The organism is Amycolatopsis sp. DSM 110486 (assembly GCF_019468465.1).
Lineage (GTDB): Bacteria > Actinomycetota > Actinomycetes > Mycobacteriales > Pseudonocardiaceae > Amycolatopsis.
The window spans coordinates 2,173,359-2,185,573 of record NZ_CP080519.1 but is presented as its reverse complement, the minus strand read 5'-3'; the positions used below and the strand labels follow the sequence as shown (position 1 = coordinate 2,185,573).

Annotated in this window: 10 protein-coding genes; 3 read left to right on the top strand and 7 right to left on the bottom strand. The window is 72.1% G+C overall.

Annotated elements, in window-relative coordinates:
- Positions 1 to 14: 14 nt before the first annotated feature.
- The 5 genes from glpX to K1T34_RS10510 form a co-directional block, all read right to left on the bottom strand.
- Positions 15 to 1,070, bottom strand: a complete 1,056-nt coding sequence (glpX, locus tag K1T34_RS10530) for a class II fructose-bisphosphatase (protein WP_220244088.1) — start codon at positions 1,068 to 1,070, stop codon at positions 15 to 17.
- A gap of 88 nt (positions 1,071 to 1,158) precedes the next feature.
- On the bottom strand, positions 1,159 to 1,389 hold the full coding sequence (locus K1T34_RS10525) for an exodeoxyribonuclease VII small subunit (RefSeq protein WP_220244087.1): 231 nt from the start codon (positions 1,387 to 1,389) through the stop codon (positions 1,159 to 1,161).
- Between the two features lie 73 nt (positions 1,390 to 1,462).
- Positions 1,463 to 1,906: a hypothetical protein gene (locus K1T34_RS10520; RefSeq protein ID WP_255638436.1), complete on the bottom strand. Its 444-nt coding sequence runs from the start codon at positions 1,904 to 1,906 to the stop codon at positions 1,463 to 1,465.
- Positions 1,903 to 3,159: an exodeoxyribonuclease VII large subunit gene (xseA, locus tag K1T34_RS10515; protein ID WP_220244086.1), complete on the bottom strand. Its 1,257-nt coding sequence runs from the start codon at positions 3,157 to 3,159 to the stop codon at positions 1,903 to 1,905. Before xseA ends, K1T34_RS10520 begins: the two co-directional genes overlap by 4 nt.
- Positions 3,156 to 3,794, bottom strand: a complete 639-nt coding sequence (locus K1T34_RS10510) for a lipid droplet-associated protein (RefSeq protein WP_220244085.1) — start codon at positions 3,792 to 3,794, stop codon at positions 3,156 to 3,158. The genes xseA and K1T34_RS10510 overlap by 4 nt, the downstream gene beginning before the upstream one ends.
- A 151-nt stretch (positions 3,795 to 3,945) precedes the next feature.
- Here K1T34_RS10510 and K1T34_RS10505 point away from each other — a divergent pair, with 151 nt between their 5' ends.
- On the top strand, positions 3,946 to 4,956 hold the full coding sequence (locus K1T34_RS10505) for a 4-hydroxy-3-methylbut-2-enyl diphosphate reductase (RefSeq protein WP_220244084.1): 1,011 nt from the start codon (positions 3,946 to 3,948) through the stop codon (positions 4,954 to 4,956).
- 173 nt (positions 4,957 to 5,129) lie between these two features.
- Here the strand turns inward: K1T34_RS10505 and K1T34_RS10500 are convergent, their stop codons facing one another.
- Both K1T34_RS10500 and rmuC read right to left on the bottom strand, forming a co-directional pair.
- Positions 5,130 to 6,035, bottom strand: coding sequence for a DUF6542 domain-containing protein (locus tag K1T34_RS10500; protein ID WP_220244083.1), 906 nt, complete (start codon positions 6,033 to 6,035; stop codon positions 5,130 to 5,132).
- A gap of 767 nt (positions 6,036 to 6,802) precedes the next feature.
- Positions 6,803 to 7,717 carry a DNA recombination protein RmuC gene (gene rmuC / locus K1T34_RS10495; RefSeq protein ID WP_220244082.1) on the bottom strand — a complete coding sequence of 305 codons (915 nt, stop codon included), beginning with the start codon at positions 7,715 to 7,717 and terminating at the stop codon, positions 6,803 to 6,805.
- A gap of 249 nt (positions 7,718 to 7,966) precedes the next feature.
- Here rmuC and K1T34_RS10490 point away from each other — a divergent pair, with 249 nt between their 5' ends.
- Both K1T34_RS10490 and K1T34_RS10485 read left to right on the top strand, forming a co-directional pair.
- Positions 7,967 to 9,121 carry an exonuclease SbcCD subunit D gene (locus K1T34_RS10490; protein WP_220244081.1) on the top strand — a complete coding sequence of 385 codons (1,155 nt, stop codon included), beginning with the start codon at positions 7,967 to 7,969 and terminating at the stop codon, positions 9,119 to 9,121.
- On the top strand, positions 9,118 to 12,081 hold the full coding sequence (locus tag K1T34_RS10485) for an AAA family ATPase (protein ID WP_220244080.1): 2,964 nt from the start codon (positions 9,118 to 9,120) through the stop codon (positions 12,079 to 12,081). Before K1T34_RS10490 ends, K1T34_RS10485 begins: the two co-directional genes overlap by 4 nt.
- The last annotated feature ends 134 nt before the right edge of the window (positions 12,082 to 12,215 follow it).

Here is a 12,215-nt window from a genome sequence, read left to right as displayed (position 1 = left end):
GGCGACTCCTTGGGTCAGGGCAGAGGCGGGACGACGTCTTCGTCCTCGCGCACGTCGAGGTTGCCGTCGAAGTTCACGGACGAGTAGGCCCGCAGCTTCTCCAGCCGGTGGTAACCGTCGATCATTCTGACGGTGCCGGACTTGGACCGCATCACGATCGACTGCGTGGTGGCGCCGCCGGCGCGGTAGTGCACGCCGCGCAGCAGGTCTCCGTCGGTGACGCCGGTGGCGCAGAAGAAGATGTTGTCGCCGCGCACGAGGTCGTCGTTGGTGAGCACGCGGTCGAGGTCGTGGCCCGCGGCCAGGGCCTTCTCTCGCTCGAGGTCGTCCTTGGGCCACAGCCGGCCCTGCAGTTCACCGCCGAGGCACTTCATCGCGCACGCGGCGATGATGCCTTCCGGCGTGCCGCCGATGCCGATCAACATGTCGACACCGGTCGTCGGGCGGGCCGCGGCGATGGCACCGGCGACGTCGCCGTCGGAGATGAACCGGATGCGCGCGCCGGCCTCGCGGATCTCCTTGATGATCTGCTCGTGGCGCGGCCGGTCGAGCACGCACACGGTCACGTCGCCGACGCTGGAGTTCTTCGCCTTCGCCACGCGGCGGATGTTCTCCGCGATCGGCGCGGCCAGGTCCACCTTGCCCGCGGCGTCCGGCCCGACGGCCAGCTTCTCCATGTAGAACACGGCCGACGGGTCGAACATCGCCCCGCGCTCGGCCACGGCCAGCACGGCCAGCGCGTTGGGCATGCCCTTGGCCATCAGGGTGGTGCCGTCGACGGGGTCGACCGCGACGTCGCAGTCGGGGCCGTCGCCGTTGCCCACCTCCTCGCCGTTGAACAGCATGGGGGCTTCGTCCTTCTCACCCTCGCCGATCACGACCACGCCGCGCATCGAGACGGTGGAGACGAGCTGGCGCATCGCGTCGACGGCGGCTCCGTCGCCCCCGATCTTGTCGCCGCGGCCGACCCAACGGCCGGCGGCCATCGCCGCGGCCTCGGTCACGCGGACCAGCTCCATGGCGAGGTTGCGGTCGGGTGCTTCGCGACGTGGGTCACTGGCGGTGCTCATGCGGGCCTCCCGGATCGCGGAATTCGGCGGGAGGACAGTGTCTCAGATGATCGCGTCACCTGAACGATTCAGTTGCGCATGGTGCACATCACTGTGCGTCGTCGGAATTCTCCACGGACGCCAATGCGGCCTCGATCCGCTCGCGCGCGCCCTCCAGGTGGCGTTCGCAGACCTTGGCGAGCTCCTCGCCTTTTTCCCACAACGCCAGCGACTGCTCCAGGCTGAGGCCGCCGGCTTCGAGCTCCCTGACCACCTCGACCAGCCGGTCGCGCGCCTGCTCGTAACCGAGTCCGGCGGTTTCGCTGCCTGCTTCGCTCACGCTCGACGCTCTCCGATGTTCCGATGCACGGGGCTGTCCGGGCACAGTACCGCGCTGGTGTCGGTCAGTGCTGTCACGACCGGTGATCGACCCGGTGCCGTCCGCCCGTTCGCGGGGGTGGTGGAGTCGGCGGGGGGTTGCGGGTCTGTTCGCGGCAGACGAGGGCGCTGGCCATCGCGTTGTCGTAGCCGACGAAGGCCAGGGCGAACTCCTGGCCGTCACCGTCCGCGATCGCGTCCTCGAGGGTTTCCTGGGCGCCCGCGACGCGGCGGCGGTGGTCGGCGCCCTCGGCGAACCACCAGCGGGTGCCGACGTGGACGGACGTGGCCTCGGACAGGCGGCGCAGCTGGGGGCCGAGCTGGCCGCGCGCGGCGGTGCCGCAACCGGCGAGCAGGGCGGTCCAGCATTCGCTGGCGGCGCTGTCGGTGACGCGCGCCTGGTGGAGCAGGGCGCGGGCGTCGAGGCGGGCGGCGGCGTCGACGGTGAGCGGGAGGAACGCCGGTGCCCTGGTGGTCACGGCCCGTCTCCTTCCTGGCTCGACGCGGTGGACTCGGTGACGGCGTGGATCGCCCCGTCGGCGATCCGCACGCGCAGGCGCGCGCCGTCCTCGACTTGGGAGACGGAGCGCAGCACCTGGAGGTTGCCTGCGTCGTCGGTGAATTGCACGACGGCGTAGCCGCGGGCCATCGTCGCGGCCGGGCCGAGGGCCGTCAGCCGGCCGCGCGCGCCGGCGATTTCGGCCTGGTCCTTCGCGAGCAGGCCGAGCATGGCGCGCCGGCCGCGTTCGCGGTGGATCTCGACATCGTCGAGGCGGCGCTGGATCGGCCCGAGCGGGTCGGCGAGCGACGGGCGGCTGCGCAGCTGGGTGAGCAGCCGCGTCTGCGTGTCGACCCAGCCGTGCAGCGCGCGGCGGCCGCGGTCGCGCATCTGGCGGACGCGGGCGGTCTCCTCGCGCACGTCGGGCACGATGCGTTTGCTCGCGTCCGTCGGCGTGGAGCAGCGAAGGTCGGCGACGTGGTCGAGCAACGGCGTGTCCGGCTCGTGCCCGATGGCGCTCACCACCGGCGTGCCCGCGGACGCGACGGCCCGGCACAGCGCCTCGTCGGAGAACGGCAGCAGGTCCTCCACACTGCCGCCGCCGCGGGCGATCACGATTACGTCCACTTCCGGGTCTTTATCCAATGTGGACAGAGCGCGGAGGATCTGCGGCACGGCCTGCGGGCCCTGCACGGCGGTGTTCACGACCTTGAACAGCACGTGCGGCCAGCGGGCCTGCGCGTTGACGAGCACGTCTCGCTCCGCCGCCGACGCGCGGCCCGTGATGAGGCCGATGCCTTGGGGCAGAAAGGGAATCGGCCGTTTGCGCTCGGGGGAGAACAGGCCTTCGGCCGCGAGCAGCTTGCGCAGCCGTTCGATGCGCGCGAGCAGCTCGCCGATGCCGACGGCGCGGATCTCGTCGGCGCGCAGGCTGAGCGTGCCGCGCCCGAAGAAGAACGACGGCTTCGCGTGCACCACCACGCGGTCGCCTTCGCGCAGCGGCGTCGCGAGCTCGCGCACCAGCCACATCGGCGCGGTCACGGACATCGAGACGTCGGCCGACGGGTCGCGCAGCGTCAGGAACGCCGTCTGCGTGCCGGGGCGCGCGTTGATCTGCGTGACCTGGCCCTCCACCCACACGGCGCCGAGGCGGTGGATCCAGTCGCCGATCTTGCGCGCTACGGTGCGGACGGGCCAGGGGTTCTCGGCGCTGGTCGAGGGGTCGCTGCTCACTGGCCTTCCGCGTCGTCGCCCTGCTGGCTCGCCTCTTCTTCCGCCTTGCGCGCGTTGCCGATGCGCCGCGCGAGCATGCCGGTGAACGACGCGCGGTCGGCGTTGGCCTTCTCGTAGTCGAGGATCTCCTCGAGCTGCGGCACGGTCAGGCGGCGCAGGCGGGCGCGCAGCTGGGGCAGGGTGAGGTCGTCGTAGCCGGCCAGGCCCGCGGGGCCGCCGGCGCTGTCGTTCTCGCCGTCGGCGTGGTCCTCGGCGAGAGCGCGCTCTTCCTGCGTCCACGGGTCTTCGGGTTCGTCCGTGAGCCCGGGCAGGTTCGGGCGGTGGCCGTTGGCCCGCGGCTCGGGCAGGTCCTCGACGGGCACCAGCGTGGGACGCGTCGGCAGGTCGGGCTCGACGTCCTCGTCGAACGTCGCCCAGCTGGGCGTGTCCTCGACCGGGCGCAGGCCGGACAGCGCGTCGTCGCCCTTGATCGCCAGCTCGGTGACGTGTTGCTGGACACGCATGGACAGCTGGAGGACCTGACTGACGACGGTCACCGGCAGGCCGGTGATCTGCTTCGGGAGCTCACGAACCCGCTCGGCGGTGGTGACGGCGAGGCCCGCGGCGACCCGGAGGGGGAGCGGGAGTGGCTTCATGCCGTCTAGCGTGCCGTATGTGGGCCATCCTGCCCAACCGAACGGGTGGGTTGGGGCACAGGACGTGACTCCCGGCACAGCCCGGATGGCCGCCGACGTCATCCGAAAGAGGACTTCGAAGCCGGTACGGCACAGCCCGTACCCTGGGGGCATGACTTCTGCGAGTCCCGGAACCGAGCCCGCCGGTACCCCGACGATCTCCCAGTCCGGCGCCGCCAAACGCGTGTTGCTCGCGAAGCCGCGCGGCTACTGCGCCGGCGTGGACCGCGCGGTGATCGCCGTGGAGAAGGCGCTGGAGCTCTACGGCGCGCCCGTCTACGTGCGCAAGGAGATCGTCCACAACCGCCACGTCGTCGAGACCCTGCGCGAACGCGGCGCGATCTTCGTGGACGAGACGTCGGAGGTGCCCGAGGGCGCGCTCGTCGTGTTCTCGGCCCACGGTGTTTCGCCGGCGGTGCACTCCGAGGCGGCCGACCGCAACCTCCGCACCATCGACGCGACCTGCCCGCTCGTGACGAAGGTGCACAAAGAGGTCAACCGCTTCGCCAAGGACGACTACGACATCCTGCTGATCGGCCACGAAGGCCACGAAGAGGTCGAGGGCACCGCGGGGGAGGCACCCGACAAGGTGCAGCTCGTGGACAAGGCCGAGGACGTCGACAAGGTCGACGTGCGCGACCCGTCCAAGGTGATCTGGCTCTCCCAGACCACCCTTTCGGTCGACGAGACGATGGAACGCGTCGACCAGCTGCGCGAACGCTTCCCCGGCCTGGCCGACCCGCCCAGCGACGACATTTGCTACGCCACCACCAACCGGCAGGTGGCCGTGAAGGCCATGGCGCCCGAGTGCGACCTGGTGCTGGTGGTGGGCTCGACGAACTCCTCGAACTCCAAGCGCCTCGTCGAGGTCGCCCTGAAAGCGGGCGCGCGGTCGTCGTACCTGATCGACTTCGCTTCGGAGGTCGACGAGGCCTGGCTTTCGGGGGTGTCGACGGTGGGGGTCACTTCGGGCGCCTCGGTGCCGGATGTGCTGGTGATGGAACTGCTGACCTGGCTGGCCGAGCGCGGTTATGGGCAGGTTGACGAAGTGACGACCGCGAACGAGAAGATCGCCTTCGCGTTGCCGAAGGAGCTTCGGAAGGCTGCGAAGTCGGAGTCCTGACAGGGTTTTCTGCTTTGAGGCCGCGGTGGTCGCCGGATTTTCCGGCGGGCGCCGCGGCTTTTTCGTGTGGCCGACTTGAAGAAGCCGGGATGCACGAAGGCCGCCGATCCGGGATGGATCGGCGGCCTTCGGCGTGGTCCGGGTGTTGAGGCCCAGCTGCCGACGTTGTCGAGTCAGGACTCGTCGTCCCAGGGGCGCTGGCGGCGCGGCGGTTCGCGGCGCGGGGGACGCGGCCGGCCGGGCGGGGGTTCGTCGGCGCGAGGGCGGCGGCGGGGCGGGGGCGCGTCGCCGCGGGGGTCGCGGCGACGGGGGTCTCCTTCGGGCGGGCGGGGGCGGCGGCCGTCCGGCGGGGGCTTGCGCGCGCCGCGGGGGGCGGCGGGGTCGCCGGGTTCGCGGCGCGGGCGGGCGCCGGGGTCCGCGGGCGGCCGGGGGCGGCGCGGGGGCGGGCCGTCGAGGTCGCGGTCGCGAGGCGGGCGGCGCGCACCGGCGGGCGGCGGCGCCTGGCCGGCGCTCGCGGGACGACCCGAGCCCGGCGGGCGGGTGCGCGGGCGGGCGGGCGGCTCGTCGCCGTCTTCGCGGCCACGGGGCGGCTTGCCGTCCTTGAGCTTCACGGCGGCGTCGGGGTCGCGTTCGCGGAAGATGCGGAAGAACCCGAACAGCAGCGTGACACCGGTGGTGATCGCCATCGTCGGGAAGCCGTTGATCAGCGGCGTGCCGATGTTGAGCAGCTTCGACAGGGTGTCGTTGCCCGAGCTGGACCCGCCGGTCAGGAGCACCACACCGGGCACCGTGACGGCCAGCACCAGCGGCGGCTGCACCATCGGTCCGAACAGAGCGCGTCTTTGCACCGCGCCCACCGCGAGCACGGCCCCCACGAAGTAGCCCGCCTTGAAAATAAAGTCGAGGCTGCCCTTGGTCTTCTCGTCGATGATGGCGCCCAGCACGGCCAGGCCGAAGCCCACGAGGACAGCTGCCCACCAAGGCAGGCCGCGCCTCTCGCCGACGACGAGACGCTCGTCCCAGGGCACGGTGGCGTCTTCGGCATCAGGATCGCTCTGGCGATCGCGTATCGCGGTCACGAGGCAACACCGTAGCCGTTACTTGTCACGATCTTGCTGCCACTGCCGAAGACCGCCCTGACCAGCCACCCGGCAGCGTGACGTGAGTTGCCGGCCGCCGGAACACGTGGTGTCTCGCGGGCCGTCGCGACGCGGACCGCACCCGGTCCGTGGTCTGGTGACCTGACCTGCGGATACAGCCCACTGGTCTGGTCCGACTCACCGTCCCGTCGGCGCTTCGACGCCAGCCGCCCCGTCGCGCACCCGCCGCGGCGGTCGTCGACGCGGAACGTTCCCGCTCCCCGGAAGCCTCACAGCGACGGAACCAAACCCGGGGCAGCGCAAATGCCCCATCGACCCCGAACCGGCCACGACCGGCACGCACCGTGACGAGTCGTGCGGCCCCAGCTGCCGCGGCCATGAGCCACGCCGGGCAGGCTGCCGCTGTCTCGGCTTGCTGCCGCCTCGGCTCCCTTGGTACGTCCGGCGCACTGCCGGGCGCGTCTTGGTAGGTGCCTGCCGCGGGTCGTGCGAGCCCAGCCGCCAGGCAACCAGCCGCGCGCACCAGACGCTGTCTGGCGTGCACTGAGCAGGCACTCGCCTCGTCTTGCCGCCGGCTCAGCCGCCAGTTGCCGTGGCCCGGCAGCTACGACTGACGGCCCGGCGATGAGCTGCCGGCCGCGTCCGTCGGGGCGCTGCAGGTCGTGCGGGCGTGACCACCAGAGCCGCAGACCATCGGCCACCATCCGGCAGGGGCTGCCCGGCGAAAGGCCGCGAAGGAACCATCGTCAGCTAGCCGCCAGCTCGTCCCCCCTCCGTACCTCCGGCACCGGCGAAGGGCTCCCCGACGCGTCCGTCAGGGGTGCCACCGTCGCGCGGAAGCTCTCCAGCGCCTCCAGCTCCCGCCGTCGCGCGGAGAGGAACCGCTGCAGGTGCGTGCTCGTCAGGTTCAGCGCCTCGACCGCGTTCCCCGCCGAACGGTGCGCGGCCGCCGCCCCCGCGCGGACCTGCTCGACGTCCTCCACCAGCGCCCGGTCGCTCGCCGCGAACAGGGCGGCCGACGCCAGTACCCCGAACCCCGTGGGTCCACACAGGAACACTCGGCGGTCGATCAGCCAGCGCAGCAGCTCCGGATCGGTGTCGAGCGCGGCGACCACGGCCGCGTCGGACGGAACGAACATGATCGTGCCGTAGATCGCGTCGGCCCAGCGCTGGTAACCCTTGCCGGCGAGCTCGGCCGCGCGGGAACGGATCTGGCGCACGTGGGCGCGCAACGCGTCGAGCCGTTCCTCGGGATCGTCGGTCTCCACGGCCTCGGCCCAGATCGCCATGCTGGCCTTCGCGTCGACGGGCACGGTGCGGCCGCCGCCCACGCGCAGCACCATGTCCGGCTTCGCACTGCCGCCGCCCGCCAGGTCGGTCTGCAGCGTGAAGTGCAGTTCTTCGCGCAGCCCCAACGCGCGCGCGGTCTCGACCAGCACCTGCTCACCGAGCTCGCCGCGTCCGCTGATCGACGCGAACGCCACCTCGTACCGCCGCAACGCCAGCTGCTGCTGGTCGTTCTTCGCGCGCTCGGCCGCCACGAGTCGCGCCGCCGCGTCGGCCCGGCGCATGCCGTCGCCGTAGAGCCGCCACAGCAGCGCGACCGCGACGCACAGGAGCAGCGCGAGCACGACGGCCGCGGTCGTGATCACCGTCTCCACCCGAGTCTCCTTTCCCTGCCACATCACCCGGACCGGTCGGAACGGCCGGTGCCGATCGACGCGGACATCATGGCGGACCGCACCGACAAAAACCGGCACGCTCGGTCGCGGTGCGTAGCTGACCAGCGCGTTCACCGGTTCGGTGGTCGGCGTGTCCACCAGGGCCCTGATGGGGTTCGTACACACGTTCGAGTGGCTCTCCGGCGAGTCTCCGCGGTTTCGTCGTGATCGCCTCTTACCGTGGTTGCCGTGAGACTCCTTCACACCTCCGACTGGCACGTCGGCCGCACGTTCCACGGCGCCGACCTGCTCGCCGAGCAGGAGGCCGTCCTCACCCACCTCGCCGAGCTCGTGACGAGCGAGCACGTCGACGTTGTGGTGGTGGCAGGCGACATCTACGACCGCGCGGTCCCTTCGGCCGAAGCGGTCCGAGTCGCGACCAAGGCCATGAGCCGCATCCGCCAGGCCGGTGCGCAGCTCGTGATCACGCCCGGCAACCACGACTCCGCGGCGCGGCTGGGTGCCTTCGCGGACTTCGCGGCGGCCGGCGGTCTGCACCTGCGCGCCACCATCGCCGGCCTCGCCGAACCCGTGCTGCTGAACGACGAACACGGTGACGTCGCGATCTACGGCATCCCGTACCTCGAACCCGAGCCGTCGCGCCACGCCCTCGGTGTGCCTGAAGCGCGCGGCCACACCGGCGTGCTCACCGAAGCCATGCGCCGGGTACGCGAAGACCTTGCCACGCGGCCGAAAACGCGGTCCGTATTGCTGGCCCACGCCTTTGTCACGGGCGGCGCGAGCAGCGAATCCGAACGCACCATCGCCGTCGGCGGCGTCGAGCAGGTTCCGGGTGACGTCTTCGACGGCGTCGACTACGTCGCACTCGGCCACCTCCACGGCCCGCAGACCCTCGCCGAGCACCTTCGCTACTCCGGCAGCCCGCTGGCCTACTCGTTTTCCGAAGCGCGCCAACGGAAATCGGTCTGGCTCGTCGACCTCGACGCGGCCGGGCTCGCCGAGGTCCGCCGCCACGAACTGCCCGTGCCGCGCCCGCTCGCGATGTTGCGCGGCGAGCTGCAGGAGCTGCTGGACACGCCGGAACACGAGGAATGGCGCGACCACTTCCTCTCGGTCACGGTCACCGACCGCGTGCGCCCGGTCGACGCGATGCGCCGCCTGCGCGAACGTTTTCCGTACGCCGTGCACCTCGACTGGGAGCCGGAAGGCGGGCTCGCCGGCGCGCAGCTGAAGTACGCCGACGCCGTCCGCGGGCGCACCGACATCGAGATCGCCCGCAGCTTCCTCGACGACTGCCGCGGCGCGCTCCCCACGGAAACCGAGGAACGGCTGGTGTTCCTCGCGCTCGAGGCAGCCAACCGGGCGGCGGTGGCGAAGCTGTGAGGCTGCACCTGCTGGAGGTCGAGGCGTTCGGTCCGTACGCGGGCCGCGAGGTGGTCGATTTCGACGCGCTCGGCGCGGACGGCCTCTTCCTGCTGCACGGCGACACCGGCGCCGGCAAGACCACGCTGCTCGACGCCATCGCCTTCGCGCTGTTCGGCGTGGTCCCGGGCGCGCGCGGCGACGTGAAGCGGCTGCGGTGCGACGTCGCCGCGCCCGAGCAGCTCACCGAGGTCGTGCTGGAGCTGACGGTGCAGCGCCAGCGGCTGCGGATCGTGCGCAGCCCGGAGTACCAGCGCGCCAAGAAACGCGGCGACGGGTTCACCACGCAGCAGGCGAAGGTGTCGCTGACCTGGGTCGGCGAGCCGCCCGCCGGGCTGCCGCCCGACGGGGTCATCCGGATCGACGAGGTCGCGCGCACCGTCGAACGGCTGCTGGGGATGACGGCCGCGCAGTTCTTCCAGGTCGTGTTGTTGCCGCAGGGGGAGTTCGCGAAATTCCTGCGCTCCGACACCACCGAGCGCGAGAAGCTGCTGGAGCGCCTCTTCGGCACCGAGCGGTTCTCCGACGTCGAGCGCTGGTTCGCAGACCTGCGCGCCGAACGAGGGCGGGCGGTGGAAAAGCGGCAGCAGGAGCTGCGGGAGCTCGTCGCGCGCTACGCCCAGGAAGCGCAGCAGGAGCCGCCGGAAGAAGATCAGGCGGAGTGGGTCGACGCCGTGCTCGCGGAGGTCGCCGCACGCGCCGAAGCGGCGGAAACCGAAGGGGCACAAGCACGTTCGGCCGCGACCAAGGCGGAGACCACGCTGCGGGAAGCCGAGGAGGACGCCGACCGCATCCGCCGCGTTCGCACCGCGCACACGCGCCTCGCGCAGATCGCCGAGACGGCGGCCGAGCGCGTGGAGTGGACCGAGGAGATCGCGGCGGCGCGGCGGGCGTCGGCCGTGGTGCCCGAGGTCGAGCTGCTGGAACGGCGGAGTTCAGAGCTGGGCGACGCGCAGCTCGCCGAGGCCGATCACACGCGGGCCTTGGGGGGGCTGGGTTTCGACTCTGTCGGCCTCGCGTCGGCGGACCTGCGTGAGCGCGCCGGATCGCTGCGCGAGGAGGCGGGTGCGCTCGCCGAGCTGGTCGCGGAGGCCGAGCAGCAACGCGTCGACACCGAGCGGCGAGACGAGCGGAAGGCCGCGGCCGGTGCGGCGGCCGAGCGGGTGACCAAGCTGCAGACGCGGCTGGCGGAGCTGCCGGAGCGGCTCACGGCTGTGCGGGGCGAAGCCGCGTCGGCGGCCGAAGCAGCGGCGAAGCTGGACGGTGCGAAGGCGCGGGTCGAGGAGCTGACTGTCGTTTCGCGCGCGGCCGCCGAGCTGCCGGAAGCCGTCGCGAAGGTCGGGCGCGGTGAGGCCAAGCTGCGCGAGGTCGTGGACGCGCACCAGGCGGCTCGTCAGCATCGGCTTGACCTGCGGGAACGTCGGCTGGAGGGCATGGCCGCCGAGCTGGCCGCGAGCCTGGCCGACGGCGCGCCGTGCCCGGTGTGCGGGTCGGCGGAGCACCCGGCGCCGGCACGGCACGGGGCTGAGCTCGTGGACCCCGCCGAGGAACGGGCCGCGGAGGAGTCGGAGCAGAAGGCCGGCGCGCTGCGGCAGCGCGTGGTGTCCGCGCTGGAGGAGGCGAAGGCGCGACTGGACGCGTTGCGCGAGCGGCTGGGCGAGCGGACGGCCGAGTCCGTGGCCGCGGAGCTGACGGAGGCCCGCGCGGGCGTGGGGGCGTTGTCCGAGCAGTCCGCGCGGAAGGACCAGCTCGCGCGGCAGGTCGTCAAGCTGGAGCAGGAAGCCGACCAGCTGGCGGAGCACCGGCGGCGGGCGGACCAGGCCGTCACGGAGACGCAGGCCGAGGTCCGCGCGCTGGAGGAACGGCTGGCCGAACGCTCGAAGCGGCTGCTCGAAGGGCGTGGTGAGTTCCCCGACGTCACCGCGCGCCGGCGGCATCTGCTCACGTTGGCGGGTGCGTTGGATTCCGTCGCGGAGGCGCGCACGGCAGTGGGCGGTGCGGAGTCCCGGCTCGCCGAGCAGCACGGCCTGGTCGAAATCTCCTTGCATGCCAAGGGTTTCGCCACGTCGGAAGAGATGCGCGGCGCGGTCCGTTCCGACGAGCAGGTCTCGAAGCTCGAACAAGGTCTCTCCGAAGCCGAGGCGACGGCCGCGGGGGCGCGCGAGCTGCTGGCGCAGCCCGAGCTGTTCGGCATCTCGCCCGACGACGTCGTCGAGGTCGCGCCACTGGGTGAAGTGGCGAAGGCCGCGCGCGAACGGGCGGACACGGCGTTCGCGGCACTGAAATCCGTGGCGGCACAGCACGGCGAGCTGAAGAAGCTGGCCGCGCGGATGGGCAAGGCGCTCGCGGAGTTCGAGCCCGTCCAGAAGGAATACGACGAGCTGCGCGCACTGTCTGAAGTGGTCAACGGCCGCGGCCAGAACTCGCGCAAGATGTCACTGCGGTCGTACGTGCTCGCCGCCCGGCTGGAGGAAGTCGCGCTCGCGGCCACCGCCCGCCTGCGCACCATGAGCCAGGGCCGCTACTCCTTCGTGCACTCCGACGCGGCCGGCGCACGCGGCACTCGCGGCGGCCTCGGCCTCGACGTGCTCGACGACTACTCCGGCGCCGTCCGCCCCGCGAAAACCCTGTCGGGCGGCGAATCGTTCCTCGCTTCGCTCTCGCTGGCGCTCGGCCTGGCCGACGTCGTCGCCGGCGAAACCGGCGGTGCGCTGCTCGACACCCTGTTCGTCGACGAGGGTTTCGGCACCCTCGATGCCGAAACCCTCGACGTCGTGATGAACATCCTCGACGAGCTCCGCGCGGGCGGCCGGGTCGTCGGCCTCGTCTCGCACGTCGAAGAACTCCGCCAGCGCATCCCGACCCGCCTGCGCGTGCACAAGTCCCGCACCGGCTCACGGATCGAACTCCGCACGGCGTAACTCAGGGCGAGAGTTGGCCTCCGCACCGCGGCGCGGAGGGCCGTGGGGCTGAGGACGAGGAAGTTCGGCCTGCCTGCTCAGGCAGAGTCGCTCGTGAGCAGGCGGCGCCTGGCGCCCGGGCCTGGCGGAAGGTG

Bases quoted from the DNA above. Each gene is read 5' to 3' on its own strand.
- glpX (WP_220244088.1), bottom strand. From the start codon at position 1,070: ATGAGCACCGCCAGTGACCCACGTCGCGAAGCACCCGACCGCAACCTC.
- K1T34_RS10510 (WP_220244085.1), bottom strand. From the start codon at position 3,794: ATGAAGCCACTCCCGCTCCCCCTCCGGGTCGCCGCGGGCCTCGCCGTC.
- K1T34_RS10505 (WP_220244084.1), top strand. From the start codon at position 3,946: ATGACTTCTGCGAGTCCCGGAACCGAGCCCGCCGGTACCCCGACGATC.